Source organism: Pseudomonas sp. 2 (genome assembly GCF_056627435.1).
Window position 1 is genome coordinate 289,741 of record NZ_JBWXNG010000001.1, and the last position, 16,218, is coordinate 305,958.

General features: G+C 63.2%; 16 protein-coding genes. 3 read left to right on the plus strand and 13 right to left on the minus strand.

Features of this window, described 5'->3' with window-relative positions; all coding sequences use genetic code 11:
* Window positions 1–74: 74 nt before the first annotated feature.
* The 11 genes from AC1MEK_RS01355 to AC1MEK_RS01405 all read right to left on the minus strand — a co-directional run bounded on the left by AC1MEK_RS01355 (window position 75) and on the right by AC1MEK_RS01405 (window position 11,015).
* Window positions 75–1,028, minus strand: coding sequence for a PDR/VanB family oxidoreductase (locus AC1MEK_RS01355; protein ID WP_480394459.1), 954 nt, complete (start codon window positions 1,026–1,028; stop codon window positions 75–77).
* Between the two features lie 73 nt (window positions 1,029–1,101).
* Entirely contained in the window at window positions 1,102–2,034 is a 933-nt protein-coding gene (locus AC1MEK_RS01360; RefSeq protein WP_480394460.1) for a 3-hydroxyacyl-CoA dehydrogenase NAD-binding domain-containing protein, read from the minus strand.
* The gene (locus AC1MEK_RS01365) at window positions 2,034–2,783 is read right to left on the minus strand and encodes an SDR family NAD(P)-dependent oxidoreductase (RefSeq protein ID WP_480394461.1); all 750 of its coding nucleotides are present in this window, start codon (window positions 2,781–2,783) and stop codon (window positions 2,034–2,036) included. The genes AC1MEK_RS01360 and AC1MEK_RS01365 overlap by 1 nt, the downstream gene beginning before the upstream one ends.
* Window positions 2,780–4,210 (minus strand): aminobutyraldehyde dehydrogenase, encoded by a 1,431-nt coding sequence (locus tag AC1MEK_RS01370; protein WP_480394462.1) that lies wholly within the window; start codon window positions 4,208–4,210, stop codon window positions 2,780–2,782. Before AC1MEK_RS01370 ends, AC1MEK_RS01365 begins: the two co-directional genes overlap by 4 nt.
* A gap of 19 nt (window positions 4,211–4,229) precedes the next feature.
* Window positions 4,230–5,159: a 3,5-dioxohexanoate:acetyl-CoA acetone transferase gene (gene kce, locus AC1MEK_RS01375; RefSeq protein ID WP_480394463.1), complete on the minus strand. Its 930-nt coding sequence runs from the start codon at window positions 5,157–5,159 to the stop codon at window positions 4,230–4,232.
* Window positions 5,160–5,167: 8 nt separating this feature from the next.
* A complete protein-coding gene (locus tag AC1MEK_RS01380; protein ID WP_480394464.1) occupies window positions 5,168–5,923 on the minus strand; it encodes an SDR family NAD(P)-dependent oxidoreductase in 756 nt (251 codons plus the stop codon).
* Window positions 5,920–7,062, minus strand: a complete 1,143-nt coding sequence (locus AC1MEK_RS01385; RefSeq protein WP_480394465.1) for an aromatic ring-hydroxylating oxygenase subunit alpha — start codon at window positions 7,060–7,062, stop codon at window positions 5,920–5,922. The genes AC1MEK_RS01380 and AC1MEK_RS01385 overlap by 4 nt, the downstream gene beginning before the upstream one ends.
* A 279-nt stretch (window positions 7,063–7,341) precedes the next feature.
* Window positions 7,342–8,334 carry a GlxA family transcriptional regulator gene (locus AC1MEK_RS01390; protein ID WP_480394466.1) on the minus strand — a complete coding sequence of 331 codons (993 nt, stop codon included), beginning with the start codon at window positions 8,332–8,334 and terminating at the stop codon, window positions 7,342–7,344.
* A gap of 155 nt (window positions 8,335–8,489) precedes the next feature.
* A complete protein-coding gene (locus tag AC1MEK_RS01395) occupies window positions 8,490–9,137 on the minus strand; it encodes a hydrolase (protein ID WP_480394467.1) in 648 nt (215 codons plus the stop codon).
* 153 nt (window positions 9,138–9,290) lie between these two features.
* Complete coding sequence (locus tag AC1MEK_RS01400) at window positions 9,291–10,418, minus strand: LysR family transcriptional regulator (protein ID WP_480394468.1); 1,128 nt, start codon at window positions 10,416–10,418, stop codon at window positions 9,291–9,293.
* A 108-nt stretch (window positions 10,419–10,526) separates the two neighbouring features.
* Entirely contained in the window at window positions 10,527–11,015 is a 489-nt protein-coding gene (locus AC1MEK_RS01405; protein ID WP_480394469.1) for an AraC family transcriptional regulator, read from the minus strand.
* A 489-nt stretch (window positions 11,016–11,504) separates the two neighbouring features.
* Here AC1MEK_RS01405 and AC1MEK_RS01410 point away from each other — a divergent pair, with 489 nt between their 5' ends.
* Complete coding sequence (locus tag AC1MEK_RS01410) at window positions 11,505–11,927, plus strand: DoxX family protein (protein ID WP_480394470.1); 423 nt, start codon at window positions 11,505–11,507, stop codon at window positions 11,925–11,927.
* 288 nt (window positions 11,928–12,215) lie between these two features.
* Window positions 12,216–13,739 carry a DUF2235 domain-containing protein gene (locus tag AC1MEK_RS01415; protein WP_480394471.1) on the plus strand — a complete coding sequence of 508 codons (1,524 nt, stop codon included), beginning with the start codon at window positions 12,216–12,218 and terminating at the stop codon, window positions 13,737–13,739.
* A 54-nt stretch (window positions 13,740–13,793) separates the two neighbouring features.
* Here the strand turns inward: AC1MEK_RS01415 and AC1MEK_RS01420 are convergent, their stop codons facing one another.
* The gene (locus AC1MEK_RS01420; protein WP_480394472.1) at window positions 13,794–14,960 is read right to left on the minus strand and encodes an MFS transporter; all 1,167 of its coding nucleotides are present in this window, start codon (window positions 14,958–14,960) and stop codon (window positions 13,794–13,796) included.
* A gap of 94 nt (window positions 14,961–15,054) precedes the next feature.
* Between AC1MEK_RS01420 and AC1MEK_RS01425 the strand changes: the two genes are divergently transcribed.
* Window positions 15,055–15,948, plus strand: a complete 894-nt coding sequence (locus AC1MEK_RS01425; RefSeq protein ID WP_480394473.1) for a LysR family transcriptional regulator — start codon at window positions 15,055–15,057, stop codon at window positions 15,946–15,948.
* 113 nt (window positions 15,949–16,061) lie between these two features.
* On the opposite strand, the gene AC1MEK_RS01430 is transcribed toward AC1MEK_RS01425, so the two are convergent.
* Entirely contained in the window at window positions 16,062–16,211 is a 150-nt protein-coding gene (locus tag AC1MEK_RS01430; RefSeq protein WP_480394474.1) for a hypothetical protein, read from the minus strand.
* Window positions 16,212–16,218 lie beyond the last annotated feature (7 nt).

Here is a 16,218-nt window from a genome sequence, read left to right on the forward strand (position 1 = left end):
CTCTTTTATGGCAGCGGTGGTGGCGGCAGATTCTTGTTGTGACAGAGGCAAGGCGTTCTTCTTGTGGGTGTTTTCTACAGATCCAGCACGAGACTCGCGGACAGCGCGCGAGACACGCAGATCATCATCACGTCGTTCTTTTTGCGTTCGGTCGCGCTCAACACGCTGTCGCGGTGATCGGGCGTGCCTTCCAGCACACAGGTTTCGCACGAGGCGCAGGTGCCCTCGCGGCACGAGCTGTCCACCCGCAGGCCATGGGCTTCGAGCACTTGCAGGATGCTCTGGTCGGCGGGCACTTCCAGCGTCTTGCCACTGCGCGCCAGCTCGACCGTGAAGCTGCCGGTGGGCACCGTGCTGTCCGGCTCCTTGGGGCTGAACCACTCGAAATGCACCTGTTCTTGCGGCCACTCGACGGCCGCGGCTTCCACCGCCTGCATCAGCGGCGTCGGCCCGCAGGTGTAGAAGTGATCACCCGGGCGGTGGCGCTTGAACGCGCTGGGGATGTCGAAAAAGCCCCCGGCCTCGTCGTCGGCGTGCAGCGTCACCTGCTCGCGATACGGCGCGAGCGCTTCGAGAAACGCCGCGCGCTGACGACTGCGCACCAGGTAATACAGGTGCCAGGGACGCTGGTGGCTTTCGCACCACTGAATCATCGCCCAGACCGGCGTGATACCAATGCCGCCGGCAAAGAACACGAAGCCCGAGGCGTCCTCTTCCAGCGCAAAGTGGTTGCGTGGCGGACTGACCTTCAACCTGTCGCCGACGCGCAAGGACTGATGCACCTGTTTCGACCCGCCCCGGCTCAGCGGCGACAAGCCCACGCCGACACAGTAGCGATCGCGCTCGCGCCAGTCGTTGCACAGGGAATACTGGCGCACCAGGCCGCCGGCTAGGTGCAGTTCGATGTGCGCGCCCGGCTTGAAGGCAGGCAGATCCCGCCCATCCGGCGCGCGCAATTCGATGACCATCACGCCCTTGGCTTCGGCGATCAGGTCGGTGATGTGTAATGTCAGCGGTTCATCAGGCATGGCAAGACCTCTTGCAACTGCACGCAGCGACTGGCAACACAGCCCGTGGCAGCACACGCCACGGGCGCCCCGCTCAACAACGGCGAACGGGGGTGGTGACCTTGAGCATGCGGGTGATCAACTCATCGCGATTGGCGGCCAGCTGCGACCAACTGCTGTCGCCCGCCTCCTGCCGGACGCCCTCGACCAGCGCGGCGGCGGTTTCGCTGTCCAGGCGCGGATCACCCAGGTCGTCCCACCAGCCGTGAAAGCTCTCGGTGTACTTCTCGCAGAAAGACTCGAGGCCCTGCGATCCGCCGCCCAGATGGAACAGCATGGTCGGCCCCATCGCCGCCCAGCGCAGGCCCGGCCCGGCCCACACGGCCTTGTCGACATCCTCGACACTGGCCACGCCGCTCTTGACCAGATGAATCGCCTCGCGCCACAGCGCCGCCTGCAAGCGGTTGGCGACATGCCCGCGCACTTCGCGATTGACCCGGATGGTCACCTTGCCCACCAACGCGTAGAAGCGCTCGGCCTGCTCGACGACGCCGGGCGCGGTCTGGTCATTGCCCATCACTTCCACCAGCGGGATCAGGTGCGGCGGGTTGAACGGGTGGCCGAGAATGAAGTGCGACGGATTGCGCCAGCCCGCCTGCATTTCGCTCAGGCGCAGGCCACTGGCGGACGAGGCGACGATGGCGCCGGGCTTGAGTGCGGCTTCGAGCCTGGCGAACAAGTCATGCTTGATCGCGATGCGCTCCGGCACGCTTTCCTGAACGAAATCCGCTTGGGCCACGGTACTTGCGACGTCTTGATGGAAACTCAATTGACCAGGCACTGCGGCCACCAGCCCCAGCTCGGTCAGGGTCGGCCAGGCGTTGTCGATATAGGCGCGTACGTCCGCTTCCATGGTCGGCGACGGATCGTACACCGCCACATTGCGCCCGGACGCCAGAAACAGCGCTGCCCAACTGGCGCCGATCACACCGGCACCGATCACTGCCACGTTTTGAAATTCACTCATCAGAACAACCTCGGTTGAAGGGGAGAAGCGCAGGTCAGGCCGCCATCGACGACCAGGCACTGACCGGTGATGAAGCGCGCGGCGTCGGAGGCGAGCCAGGCGACGGTTTGGGCGATGTCCTCAGGCTCACCGAAGCGGCCTGCGGGGTGACGCGCCAGGGCATCGGCCTTGGCCGCCGCCGGGTTACGCGCAACCGCGAAGCCGTCTTCGGCCATCGCGGTCATGATCCAGCCGGGGCACACCGCGTTGCAGCGCACCTGCGGGCCGTGGTCCACGGCAATCGAGCGGGTCAGCCCGTGGACGAACGCCTTGGAGGCGTTGTAGAGCGCCATGCCCGGATCGGCATTGAGGCCCGAGATGGAACCCAGATTGACGATGCTGCCGCCGCTTTCGAGCATGCCCGGCAGCACCGCCCGACACAGGTTGAAGGTGCCGCGCGCGTTGATGCCCATCACCTGTTCCCAGTCGAAATCATCGGTCTGCGCCACGGTCTTCTCGACCTGCACACCGGCGTTGTTGACCAGCACGGTCACCGGCCCGAACCGCTCGATGGCAGCGGCCACCAGCCGATCGGCGTCCTGGGGCGAAGACACGTCCGCCTGCACCCAGGCCACGCGTTCATCCAGATTTTCCGGCCGAGGCCCGCGACCGCAGGTCAGCACATTTGCGCCATCGGCCACGAAGCGCTCGACGATGGCCCGGCCAATGCCCCGGCTGCCGCCGGTGACAATCACCACTGCCCTGCTCATGTCCGCTCACCATGGGCAAACATCACGTGGCGCACGCTGGTGTAGGCGTCCAGCGCGAACACTGACATGTCGCAGCCATGGCCCGAGCCCTTCATGGCCGCCCAGGGCATTTCCGGGGTGGCGACACCATGGGTGTTGACCCAGGTGAAGCCGTAACGCAGGCGGCTGGTGGCGTCCATGGCGCGGCCGTTGTCGCGGGTCCACACCGAAGACGCCAGGCCATAGCGGGTGGTATTGGCGATCTCGACCGGGTCTTGATCCTCCGTGAAACGCGACACCGTCAGCACCGGGCCGAACATCTCCTGAGTGGCGATTTCGGCGTGATGATCGACATCGGCGATCAGCGTCGGCGGGTAGAAGAAACCCGGTCCCTGGTCGACTCTGCCGCCCATGACGATTTCCGCTCGGCCACGGGCGCGCTCGACGAACCCGGCGACGTGCTGGCGATGGCGTTCGGTGACCAGCGGCCCCATTTCCGTGCCCTGAGCGCGGGGTGCCCCCATGCGAATAGTGCCCATGGCCTGAGCCAGTTCGGCGACCACCCGGTCGTAAATCTTGCTCGCCACCAACAGGCGGCACGGCTGCGCGCAGTCCTGCCCGGCATTGAAAAACGCTACCGCACGCAGGGTCGCGACCAGCTTGTCGATGTCGGCGTCGTCGTAGACGATCACCGGCGCCTTGCCGCCCAGTTCGACATGAACCTGGCGCATGTCCTTCGCAGCGGCGGCCATGGCCGCACTGCCCGTGGCCGGCGAGCCGGTGATGCTGACAGCATCGATACCCACAGCATTGATGAGACGATCACCGACACGCCCTCCCGCGCCATGAATGATGTTGACCACGCCTTTGTGCGCAACGTCGGCCACCAGCTGCGCCAGGCGCAGGGTCGACAACGGTGTGACCTCCGACGGTTTGAGCACCACCGTGCAACCTGCCGCCAAGGGTGCTGCGAGTTTCCAGGCGGCCATCATCAGCGGGTAATTCCACGGCGCGATGGCGGCCACGGCACCGATCGGGTCGCGGCGGATCAGGCTGGTGTGGCCCTCGACGTACTCCCCCGCCGCCACCCCGGACAGGGTTCTGGCGGCACCGGCGAAAAAGCGCAAGGTGTCCAGGGTCAGCGGCATCTCGTCGTTCAGCGCCGAGGGCCATGGCTTGCCGCCGTTGGCGCTTTCCAGCGCAGCCAGCTCGGGGGCGTGCTGCTGGATGACATCGGCGATGTCCCCCAGTAACGCGGCACGCTGGGCGGGCGTGGTTCTGCCATAGCGGGCGAACGCTTCCTGAGCGCTGCGCACGGCCCAGTCCACCTGCGCCTCATCGGCCTGGCGCACATGGGCGAGGGTTTCTCCGGTGGCCGGGTCGATGACCGGCAGCGCTTCGCCCGCCCCGTCGATCAGTTCGCCGTCGATCAGCATTTTTGTCTGCATGGCTGTGCTCCTTGTCGGGTTACAGCGTGATCTTGTCGCGGCCTTTGAGGCCCAGGCGCTGGCGCGCTTCGCTTGGCGTGGCCACGGTCAGGCCGAGGCTTTCGACGATCGAGCGGATTTTCTGCACCTGCTCGGCGTTGCTTTTCGCCTTCTCTCCCGCGCCAATGAACAGGCTGTCTTCCAGCCCCACCCGCACGTTGCCGCCGAGCATCGCGGCCTGGGTGGCGAAGGCCATCTGGTTGCGCCCTGCGGCCAGCACCGACCATTCGTAGTCCTTGCCGAACAGCTTTTGCGCGACAGTGTGCATGTGCATCAGGTTGTCCAGATCGGCGCCGACGCCGCCCAGCACGCCGAACACGATCTGGATCAGGAACGGCGGCTTGACCCAGCCCTGATCAATGACCCACGCCAGGTTGTAGAGATGGCCCAGGTCATAGCACTCGAACTCGAAGCGGGTGCCATGGCCGTCGCCCAGCTCTTTGACGATGTATTCGATGTCGGCGAAGGTGTTGCGGAAAATGAAGTCGCGGGTGCTGTCCAGGAACGCCGGTTCCCAGTCGTGCTTCCAGCTTGAGTACTTATCCTTCATCGGGAAGATGCCGAAGTTCATCGAACCGACGTTCAAAGAGGCCATCTCCGGGCTGACGCTCAAGGCCGCGCGCAGGCGCTCCTCGCGGGTCATGCCCAGGCCGCCGCCGGTGGACACGTTGAGCACCGCATCGCTCTGGCGGTGGATCTGCCCCATGAAATCCTGGAACAGCTCGGGCCGTGGATCGGGCTTGCCGGTTTCCGGATGGCGGGCGTGCAGGTGGATGATCGAGGCGCCAGCGTTGGCCGCTTCGATGGACGAATCGGCGATCTCCCGTGGCGTGATCGGCAGGTATTCGGACATGGTCGGGGTGTGCACGCCACCGGTGGTGGCGCAGGTGATGATGACGGACTTGGGCATGGCGAGACTCACAATTTCATCTGTTGGACTTGGGCGGTCAGGCCGCCATCGAGCACCCACAACTGGCCGCTGGCGTAACGCGCTTCGTCGCCGGCCAGCCAGTTCACGAGATTGGCGACGTCATCGGGCGTGCCATAGCGGCGCGTGGGGTGGACGCCCCGCACGGCGTTGTCGAGGGTGTCGATGTCGCCGTGATCCTTGAAGAAGCTGCGCAGCATCGGCGTGTCGATGTAGCCGGGGCAGATCGCGTTGACGCGGATGCCTTCGGGGCCGTGATCGCAAGCCATGGCACGGGTCAGCGCATGCACCGCACCCTTGCTGGCGCAGTACGCGGCCAGGCCCGGGTCGGCGATGAAGCCGTCGTAGGAGCCAAAGTTGATCACGCTGGCGCCACGGCTTTTGCGCAACAGCGGCAAGCCATGTTTGGCCACCAGAAAGGTGCCGGTGACGTTCACTGCGAACACCTTGTTCCACACTTCAAGGCTGGTGTGTTCGATGGTGTCTTCCACCTCGATGCCTGCGGCGTTGACCAGAATGTCGAGCTGCCCGTGGGCGCGTTCGACACTCTGCATCGCGGCCATCGCGTTGGTCTCATCAGTGACATCCAGGCGCAAAAATTCGACGCCCTCTTGTTGCTCGCCGGGCTTGAGATCCGCGGCGTACACCGCCGCGCCCTCCTTCGCCAGCCGCGCACAAATGGCCCGGCCAATGCCGCCGCAGCCACCGGTGACCAGGGCGACGCGACCTGTCAGTGACCCACTCATGGCGTCACTCCCCGGGCATAAGCCTCCAGCACCAACCCGTGGAAATGGTGCAACGCGTGCTCGGATTTTCCCGAGCCGTTGGGGTCGGTGACGATCCGCCCCTGATCGAACGCCGGGGTCTGCATGCCGCGCTGGACGTTCTCCACCAGCGAGATGTCCTCGACCTGCAGCACCTCATCCAGATAACGAATGGCTTCTCTTTCCATATCATCCGGCTCGGGGGTTTCGAGGAAAAAGTCATAGGTTTCGAAGGTGCGGTCCGGGCCCATCGGCACGATATTGAGCACGATCATCGAACTGCGGCCGGGGTAGCGCATCAGGCAGGTGTTGGGCCACAGCCACCACACCGCGTGGGTGCGTACGCTGGCCTTGGACACGTCATAGGCGCTGTTCTGGCCCTTCCCGGCTTCGGCCATGTGGCTGGAATAAATGCCGTGGGTCTGCACCTTGTAGGTGTCCATGTCCACCAGGGTGCAGAAGTCCTTGTGCGCCGTCGGGCAGTGGTAGCACTCCAGGAAGTTATCGACGACGTTCTTCCAGTTCGACTTGATCTCGTAGGTCAGGCGATGGGCGAAAGTCAGGTTTTCGATGTCCGGCGCCCAGTGCTGAATCTCTTTGGCCAAGTCCCCGGATTGCACGCTCAAGGGGCTGGCTTGCGGGTCGAGGTTGACGTAGACGAAACCGCAAAACTCTTCGACCTGGATCGGCATCAGGTGGATTTCGCTCTTGTCGAATTGCTTGAGCCCGCCGACATGAGGCGCGGCGACCAGGCCGCCATCCAGGCCGTAGCACCAGGAGTGGTAAGGGCAGACGATGCGGCGAGTCTTGCCCTCGCCCTGCAGCACCGGATGGGCGCGGTGCTTGCACACGTTGTAGAACGCCCGCAGTACACCTTCCTGATCGCGCACAACGGCAATCGGCCGCCCGGCCACGTCGGCGGTGACGTAGTTGCCCGCCTCACGCACCTTCTCGACGTGGCACACCCACTGCCAGCTTTTGGCGAGAATCTGCTCCTGGTCGACCGAAAACCACAGCGGTTGAACATAGGCGTCGGCGCGCAGCGATTGGGACACCAGCGGGTCTGGATCGTAACCCTGCCTGATGGATTCGAATTGTTGAGGAAACAGCAATTCAGACATATCAACGGCCCTTTTCCAGGGGAGTCAGGCGACGTGCCTGCTCGCTTTGTGGGGTTGATAGTGGTCCGACCGGGATCGTGAAAATGTGCCGTTTTAGCCGCGTTTTGTTCTGAAAGCGCAAGTGTCGTTTTTAGGTATGTGGGCCGCTGAAACGACCTCGGCAATTGCCAAACGCTCGCGCATGCCCCGTAGCAGCACGGCTTGCCGGCGGGGCGATTTCAAGAGCGCTCCCGCCGGCAAGCCGTGCTGCTACGGATCGCGATGATGCAGACTGGGGCGTCAGTGCTTGATCTGATGCATCGGCCAGGCGCGGTAGTCGAATGGCACGCGGCCTTCGAGGCGGTCGCGGCGTGGGGTCAGGCCGAAGCGTTCGCGGTACAGGCGGGAGAAATGCGACTGGTTAGGAAAGCCCGAGGCGATGGCCACTTCGGTCAGCGCCAGGTCGGTCTGGGTGATCAGCCCGCGCGCACGATCGAGGCGGATGTCGCGGTAATACAGCGCGGGCGTCTTGCGCACGCACTGGCGGAACAGCCGGTCCAGCTGGCGTTGCGACACGCCGATGCGCTCACAGATGTCGGGGATATGGATGACCTCTTCGAGATGCTCTTCCATCAGCTTGATGGCCTGCTTCACCGGCGCCGGAATCGTGTAGCCCAGCGGCTGACGCCCCTCGGGGTTCTGCTGGGTATTGCCGGGGCGCAGGGTCTCGTGGAACACGTAGCGCGCCGCTTCATTGGCCAGGGTCTCGCCGTGCAGGGTGCGGATCAGTTCCAGCGCCATGTCGGCCGCCGCGGTGCCGCCGCAGCAGGTCATGCGCTGCGGGTCGAACACGTAGAGGTCTTCGACGATGGTGACCTCCGGGTAGAGCTCGCGCAGGGCATCGATGTGCTCGTAATGGGCGGTCGCCCGTCTTCCCGCCAGCAATCCCGCTTCGGCCAGCAGAAAGGTGCCGGTGTCGATGGCGCCCAGTGCGCAGCCCTTTTTCGCCCAGCCCTTGAGCATCGCCAGCAAGGCCGGGGTGAAATGCTCCTCCGGCGCCCAACTGCTGGAGAGCACCACCAGGTCCCAGCGCACGTCGGCAACTTCCGCCAACGGCTTACACAGCAGTTGCATGCCGTTGCTGGCATCGAGGGTGCCGCCATCGAGCGAAGCGATGTCCCAGTGAAAGCGCGGCTCACCGGTGAGGTAATTGGAGGCGCGAAACGGGTCGATGAACGCTGCGGTTGCAGCAGCGTTGCAGTAGGGAAAGACCACCACCAGCAAATTGAACAACGCCAACGCCTCCATTCGAACGTCAACCGGCCGGGCAGCCTGGCCGCAGAAGGGCCGAAACTAACATGGCGCAGGCGTGGCGAACATCTGTTGCAAGAGACGCAGGCGAATGGCCGAAAGCTGCAGCGGCTTTATCCGCCGCTGCAGCGCATGGCTCAGTGCTGAGCCAGCATGGTTTTGGCGTACTGCAGGCCCACGCCGAACGCACCGCCGTACTTGCGTGCGATGCCGGTGGTCAGGTCGTAGGTTTCCAGGCGAGACCAGTCGCGCTGCAGTTCCAACAGGTACGTCAGGGAAGTGATCGGACGAGCACCCGCCTGAATCATCCGCTCGACCGCGCGTTCGTGCGCCTCGGTGGAGCAATCCCCGCAGGCGTCGGTCACGACGTACACTTCGAACCCTTGCTCGAGCGCAGACAGCACTGGGCCGTTGCAGCAGACCGAGGTCCAGAGCCCGGCCATGACCAGGCGGGTCTTGCCAGTGGCGTTGACCCGCGCGATCAGGTTTTCGTCTTCCCAGCCATTGGACGTGGTGCGATCGATGACTTCTGCATCCGCGAAGACCTCTTCGATCTCGTCGAACAGTGGACCGGCGAAGGTGTCTTTGGAAATCGTGGTGATGATGGTCGGCACTTTGAAGCCCTTGGCGGTGTGCGCCAGGATGGCGGTGTTGGCGCGCAAGGTTCCGATGTCGATCGACTTGGTGTTGAACGCCATCTCCGACTGGTGATCGATCAGCAACAGCGCGTGATCATGGGGGCTCAGCAGGCTGCGGGCAGGCTTTGCGGATGCCTTGATACTCATGAAAAACTCCTTTGCAAACGTCGGACTGCCTCGGTATGGGGCAGTGATCGGGACTTGTGCCGACGGCGCCGTGACACCGTCGACACAGAGAAGTCTACGGACGCGTGCCGCGCGCCAGCGTGTATTTGCGCACAACTGTTTCGGCATCGATGCTCATTGGAAACACACGATGTCGGTCGCATCGGGTTCCAGAAAGCACCGCCCTTCGATGAGATCGCGCAGGTTCGCAATGGCTTCGCCACAGTGGGTCATGAACGCGCAGACCCGTCCTGATTTGCGAATGTCGGGATGGGTCAGCAACCACAAGCCGTCGCGAAACCCAGGCTCCACGCGGGCGATGCGCACAAGATCGTCGTTCAGGTCGCCGTGCATGCACGGCAGCAACCCGACACCGATCCCGGCCTTGACCGCAGCGATAACCGCAGGCACCGAATCACTGCGGTAAACCACCTGATGGGGTTCGACCTGCTCTGCGATGAGCCTGGCCGCGTTCAGCTCCGCCAATCGCCCCGCAAACGACACCCATTTATGTGTGTAGAGCTCTTGCAGACACAGGTCCCGATCTGCGTACTGGGCCTTACAGCCATAGGCCGCCCAGGCAATGGTGGCGAGCCTGCGCCCGAACAGGTTTTCCGGCGGCTCGCAGGTTGCCCGCAAGGCAATGTCGGAGTCTCCACGGGCAAGATTGAGCGGGCGGTTGTCGACGATGACCTCGATTTTCACGCAAGGGTTCTTGACCTGAAAATCGGCGACGATGGGCGTCAGGTAATCCAGCAACAAGGCGTCGCTGGTGGTGATGCGTAAATCCCCGGCGTGACCATCGGACTGATGCACGACCTTGCGCACGACCGTATGAATTTCGCATTCGACCTTTTCGCTCAACGCAATCAGTTCTGCGCCGGATTGGGTGGGGATATAGCCATTGCGCCTGCGGTCGAACAGCACCACACCCAGGTCCGCTTCCAGCGCCGACAGTCGCCGGGACAAGGTGGAATGGTTGAGCGCCAGTGCATCGGCGGCGACGACCAGTCCGCCGTGTTCACCGATGGCCTTGAGAATGCGCAAGTCGTCCCAGGAAATTTTCTTCAGTAACTTGACCACGTTTGCCCTCGTCTCCCGAGCAGCGGAGGCTGGCCTGTAAACGAACACGACGGTCATCGTTTCGGGCACAGGCTCAGTTGATCGACGGGCGATCATCCGCTGATAAAGGTTGGAGTTACACACCGTGCCACTTTTCACGAAACAGTACCGTGCAAAGATGGCGATTGATTGCCAGAACACTACCGATCAAACGTGTCCGGGCAGATTGAAAGAGCGTTGTGTTTGCGGGATCCGAAACACCTGAAGCCTTTGAACTTCCTCCCGCTGTTATTGAGTGCCCGGCCTTGTTTAACCGACCTTGTTATTTGTCATGCGCAAGCGCCAATGTTTGGGCGTGACGCCATTAAGTTTTTTGAATATACGGGTGAAATAAGACTGGTCGCCAAAACCACACTCCTGCGCGACCTGACAAATCTTCATGCGTTCGTCAGCCAGTAACTGTTCCGCCTTACGCACTTTCGCCCGTTGTAACCATTCATGGGGAGAAAGTCCGGTGGCGTGCTTGAAAGCCCGGGAGAAGTGACTTCTCGACATGGCGCACTCTCTGGCCACCCTCTGCACCGAACAGCCGCCAATCATGGCATCTAGCATGAAGGCCTGAGCCTTGCGCACTTTCCATGGGACCAGCACTTCGGGAGCCCGCACAGGCAAATGACTGTCGTGCTTCGGGGGAATGTGATCGTGTTGCAACGCACGCGGGGTCTTCCTGTTCAGTTCGGGCGATTGATGGGATAGCCGCCAGGCTGGCGGGGACACTTGAGCATTGACGCTGGCCATGTAACACCTCCACATTACAACTGCATGACACTCGCACATCGAGTGAATAGACACTGTCAAACGTTCAGAGTCTATGTGCTCGCTTAGAGCGACGGCGTGCAATTACGCGAAATGTGTTATGCAGCGATGCGGACCGGCGGAGCCATCCTAGACGCAAACTTCGCCGCGCATACTTAAATAAATCTTCATGTTGATACACGTGCGCAGATCACCGCCCCTGACACAGAGGAAACACGCTGTCGCGGCGCGTGATTCATCGTGCTAATAGGTCATAAGCCAGACAGCGCTCGCGGTGACTGATGCAGCACATATGACCTAGAAGGCTGTTATCCGCCGCCACACAATCGGCGCCGAGCGATAACGCGCCGGTTGTAGTGCGCCACATCGCTCGCCTCCCGGCGGAACGTTCACTGCACGCAATTCATTGTCGGATTCCGCTGAATCTCAAACTTGCCTGGCGCTTTGAATCACTGACATAGAGGATTGTCCATGCCTGTCACTTGTAAAGACACCACTGCACTTATTGGCCGTATGCTTCTGGCCGCGCTGTTCCTGCTCAGCGGTATCGCCAAACTCAACGACCCCTCTTCCACCATCGCGTATATCGATTCGAGCGGCATGCCGTTCCCCACGCTGGCGTATCTGGCCGCACTGGGTGTCGAACTGGGCCTGGCAGCGTTGCTGGTACTGGGGATACAGACTCGCCTGGTCGCCGTGATCATTGCGGTGTTCACAGTGGTCACAGGCGCGATCTTTCACAGTTCGCTGGCCGATCCTGAGCAGTTCGACAACTTCTTCAAAAACATTTCGATCGCGGGCGGCCTGCTGCAGGTGGCAGCCTTTGGCGGCGGGATGCTGAGCATCGATGCCTTGCTGGCCCGGCGCCGTGCTTTCGCGCTGGTGAACGGGTAACGCGCGAACGCCTGTGCCGCCTCTCCCCTTTGCCGCCGAAATGGAGTTCGGCGGTTTCTTCAACACCACGGGTGCCAGCCCAGTGCTCACACATGCTCAGCCTCTTGTGTCTGCTCGCACGACTTGACGCCCCCACCAGCCTGTTCTTGAATCCTTCCTGCCGCTAGGTTCCGTAGTCAGCGCGCCTTTACCGACTACCGCATCTGGCACTGCTGCGCTTGGCCTGTCGCCAGATCCTTGGTCGATCTTCTCGAACTTGCTCCCGCTTGCCGGGTAAAAGGATTTGCCATGCCCAATCTGGTGATTTGCTGCGACGGCACCTGGAACACCCCCGACCAACTCGACAAAGGCGTACCTGCCCCCACCAATGTGGTGCGGCTGTACAACGCGGTGGCCGATTTCGATGCAAAGGGCATCGCCCAGACCACCTACTACCACCCCGGCGTGGGCACCAATGGCACCTGGTGGGACAAGGCCGTCGGGGGCGGCACCGGTGCCGGCCTGGACAACAACATCATGAGCGCCTACCAGAAGCTGTGTTACTGCTATCAGCCTGGCGATGCCATCTACCTGTTCGGCTTCAGCCGGGGCGCCTACACCGTGCGCAGCCTGGGCGGGTTCATTGCCTGCTGCGGATTGCTGAAGATCACCGACCTGAAACCGGCCGACGTCTGGAAAAACATCGAAACCCTGCTCACCCAGGGCTACCGGCGCAAAACCGAAACACGCAAAGACTGGGATGCCCGGGGCTGGCAGTTCCACAACACAGCCAAACAGCAGATCCCCATCCACTTCATTGGCGTGTGGGACACCGTCGGTGCGCTGGGCATTCCTGACGACATGGCCTTGCTCAACCTGCTGGACAATCGCGAGCGCTACACCTTCCACGACACCTCGCTGCACCCTTCGGTGCAGATCGCCCGCCACGCCCTGGCGATGGACGAGCGCCGCGCCTCCTTCCAACCGACGCTGTGGAGCCTGCCACCAAAAAGCCCGACCGATCTTGCGCAGATCTGGTTTCCCGGCGTGCATTCGGATGTCGGCGGTGGCTACCAGAACTGCGGGCTGGCCGATGGTGCGCTGAAGTGGATGGTCGATGAGGCGCAGAAGGCGGGCCTGACCTTCGAGCCGAACATCGTTGCGCAGATCCAACCCAACCTCTACGACACCCTGCACGATTCGGTCGATGGCGTGTTCAACGTGCTGGCGACTCAGCCGCGCAGCGTGCCGAACCTGAGCACGCAACCGGCGTCATTCGATCCGTCGGCGCTGACCCGGCAGAAAACTCCGCCCATCACCCAGTCGCCCTACCGCAAAACGTTCCTGCTCACGCCGCCAACGCCGTTGGTGATCGACATCTCTGCGCGGGTGCAATGGAATGAAACCGGGCTGTGGCTGGAGGCGGGCAAGACGTACACCTTCACCGCGAGCGGCGAGTGGCTGGATGATTCGATCGTGTGTAATCCGGATGGCCCGGTGACTGGCCATTTCCAGCCCGGCCAGTTGGGGCATCTCGCCGGAAGCCTGTTGGGCAAGCTGGAAACCTTGTACGGCAAGGTGTTCAACAACCCCGATGCCAACTTCTATTTCACCAGGCGGCACGAGGATCACCCCTGGTTCAGCCTGATCGGCGCCATCGCCAACAGCGACGGGGTCGACGCCAAGGGCATGCTGCTCAAGCCGGAAACCTTTCTCATCGGCCATGGCCGCACCTATACGCCCAAACGCTCGGGGTATCTGTACGCCTACGCAAACGATGCCTGGAACTGCTACGGGAACAACAAGGGGCATGTGGCCTTGACGATTGTGTAGGCCAGCGATGGAAAACCGCGCTTGCCAACTGCCGCTGGCAAGCGCCGAACATCATCAGGCCGCTGCCGCCACACCGGCTCTGGAACGCCAGGCGAACGCCAGCACCATCACCAGGCCCAAGGCTGCCATACCGGCACCGGCCAGGGAGATCGCCGGGTAACCCAGCCCTGCGTTGATGACCGCCCCACCCAGCGCGGCGCCGATCGCGTTGCCGAAGTTGAACGCGCCGATGTTCACCGCCGAGGCCAGGTTTGGCGCGTCCTTGGCGGCTTCCATCACGCGCATCTGCAGCGGCGGCACCAGCGCGAAACTGGCGATGCCCCAGACCAGAATGGCCACGGCGGCCGGCAGCGGCCAGCGCATCAGCACGGTGAAGGCCAGCAACACGGCAATCAATACGCCGAGCGACACGATCAGCGTGCGGTCGATCGAGCGATCCGCCGCCTTGCCGCCCCACATATTGCCCAGGGTCAGGCCGACGCCGAACAGCACCAGCATGGCGGTGATGAACGCGGTGGACGCATGGGTTTCGTGACTCAGAATCGGCGCGATGTAGGTGAAGACCGTGAACATCGCACCCGAGCCGACCACCGTCAGCGCCAGCGCGGCCAGCACCGGGGCGCGACCCAGCACACGGATCTCGGCCAGTACGCCGCCGGTTTGCGGCAGCGGCAAATTGGGCAACGCGAACCACAACGCGGCCATGGTCACCAGGCCCAGCCCGGCGATGCCCCAGAACGCAGTGCGCCAGCCCAGCAGTTCACCGAACCAGGTCGCCAGCGGCACACCGCCGATGGTCGCCAACGTCAGGCCCATGAACATCGCCGCCACGGCGCCAGCGCGTTTGTCCGGCGCCACCACACTGGCGGCAACGATCGAGCCCACGCCAAAGAACGCACCATGGTTGAGCGAGGTCACCACGCGAGCGATCAGCAGGCTGGTGTAATCGGTGGCCATGGCCGACATCAGGTTGCCCAGGGTGAAAATCGCCATCAGCCCGATCAGCAGCTGACGCCGGGGAATCCTGCCGGTGGTCAGGGTCATCAGCGGCGCGCCAAGCAGTACGCCCAACGCGTAGGCGCTGACCAGCAGGCCGGCAGCAGGAATGGAAACGCCCAGATCGGCAGCGATGCCGGGCAGCATGCCCATCGGGGCGAATTCGGTGACGCCGATGCCAAAGGCACCGACGGCAAGTGCGACAAGGGGTGGATTGATACGCATGAAAGCCTCCTCATTTATGCCGCAAATGATACGATCCAGACTTTCCGCGCAGTAGACCGCGTTATCGTCAAACACTTTTGCGTCAGAGGCACAAATGGACTTCAACGGCAGGTCAGGTGAAATGGCGGTGTTCGCCAAGGTCGCGCAGGAAGGCAGCTTGTCGGCGGCGGCGAGAGCGTTGGGGCTGACGCCATCAGCGGTCAGCCGGGTCATTGCCCGTACCGAGCAGCGCCTGGGCACCCGCCTGTTGCTGCGCACCACCCGGGCGATCGCCTTCACCGCCGAAGGCGAAGCCTACCTGCGCGGCGCCCGGCGCATTCTGGCAGACATGGACGAGGTCGAGGAAGCCATCGCCGACCAGGGCGTACCCCAGGGCCGGTTGCGGGTCAGCGCCGCCCTCGGCCATGGGCGCCTGGCCATCGTGCCGCTGGTGGCGGCGTTCAGCGCCCGCTACCCGAACATCGTGGTCGACCTGACCCTGGGCGACGAAGTGGTCGACATCCTCGCCGGCCAGGCTGACGTGGCGGTGCGCTTCGGCCACCTGCCCGACAGCCCGCTGACTGCCCGGCGGATCGGCGACACCGGCCAGGTGGTGGTCGCCTCCCCGGCCTATCTGCAGCGCCACGGCACGCCGGAAAAGCCCGAAGACCTGCTGCAGCACAACTGCCTGCGCTTCAACTTCCGCCGCGCCGAACCGGACTGGCCCTTCGCCCGCGACGGCGAGGCGTTTTCCCTGAAGATCGCCGGCAACATCGAATGCAGCAGCGGCGAAGCCCTGGCGCAACTGGCCCGCCTTGGCGCTGGCATCGCCCGCATCGGCGAGTTCACCGTCACCGAAGAACTGCAACGGGGCGAGCTGGTTTCCCTGCTCGACGCCTGGAACCCCGGCGATCGCGAACCGATCCACGCCGTGTTCATCGGCGGCCCCACCATGCCCGCCCGCGTGCGGGTGTTCGTGGATTTTCTGGTGGAGCATCATAGGATGTGAGGGGTGGATGGGATCGGAGAAACATCCGAGTTCGACCGCCAAAACACCGCCCCGTAGCAGCACGGCTTGCCGGCGGGTGGTCCGCAAGATCGCCCCACCGGCAAGCCGTGCTGCTACGGGACTGGCGTAATGTCTGACTCATCGGTGTTGGCTTTGGTCTGTTTTTCCGCGCCCATCAACGCCCGATGATCCAGGATGCTGATCGCACTGCCCAGTATCGCGATGACCACCAGCATCACCATTCCCATTTGTGCAGCTGACATACCTACT

What these genes read in the sequence shown, in the direction of transcription:
- AC1MEK_RS01355 (WP_480394459.1), bottom strand. Translation starts at nt 1,028, where the DNA reads ATGCCTGATGAACCGCTGACATTACACATCACCGACCTGATCGCCGAA.
- AC1MEK_RS01360 (WP_480394460.1), bottom strand. Translation starts at nt 2,034, where the DNA reads ATGAGTGAATTTCAAAACGTGGCAGTGATCGGTGCCGGTGTGATCGGC.
- AC1MEK_RS01365 (WP_480394461.1), bottom strand. Translation starts at nt 2,783, where the DNA reads ATGAGCAGGGCAGTGGTGATTGTCACCGGCGGCAGCCGGGGCATTGGC.
- AC1MEK_RS01370 (WP_480394462.1), bottom strand. Translation starts at nt 4,210, where the DNA reads ATGCAGACAAAAATGCTGATCGACGGCGAACTGATCGACGGGGCGGGC.
- kce (WP_480394463.1), bottom strand. Translation starts at nt 5,159, where the DNA reads ATGCCCAAGTCCGTCATCATCACCTGCGCCACCACCGGTGGCGTGCAC.
- AC1MEK_RS01380 (WP_480394464.1), bottom strand. Translation starts at nt 5,923, where the DNA reads ATGAGTGGGTCACTGACAGGTCGCGTCGCCCTGGTCACCGGTGGCTGC.
- AC1MEK_RS01385 (WP_480394465.1), bottom strand. Translation starts at nt 7,062, where the DNA reads ATGTCTGAATTGCTGTTTCCTCAACAATTCGAATCCATCAGGCAGGGT.
- AC1MEK_RS01395 (WP_480394467.1), bottom strand. Translation starts at nt 9,137, where the DNA reads ATGAGTATCAAGGCATCCGCAAAGCCTGCCCGCAGCCTGCTGAGCCCC.
- AC1MEK_RS01405 (WP_480394469.1), bottom strand. Translation starts at nt 11,015, where the DNA reads ATGGCCAGCGTCAATGCTCAAGTGTCCCCGCCAGCCTGGCGGCTATCC.
- AC1MEK_RS01410 (WP_480394470.1), top strand. Translation starts at nt 11,505, where the DNA reads ATGCCTGTCACTTGTAAAGACACCACTGCACTTATTGGCCGTATGCTT.
- AC1MEK_RS01415 (WP_480394471.1), top strand. Translation starts at nt 12,216, where the DNA reads ATGCCCAATCTGGTGATTTGCTGCGACGGCACCTGGAACACCCCCGAC.
- AC1MEK_RS01420 (WP_480394472.1), bottom strand. Translation starts at nt 14,960, where the DNA reads ATGCGTATCAATCCACCCCTTGTCGCACTTGCCGTCGGTGCCTTTGGC.
- AC1MEK_RS01425 (WP_480394473.1), top strand. Translation starts at nt 15,055, where the DNA reads ATGGACTTCAACGGCAGGTCAGGTGAAATGGCGGTGTTCGCCAAGGTC.
- AC1MEK_RS01430 (WP_480394474.1), bottom strand. Translation starts at nt 16,211, where the DNA reads ATGTCAGCTGCACAAATGGGAATGGTGATGCTGGTGGTCATCGCGATA.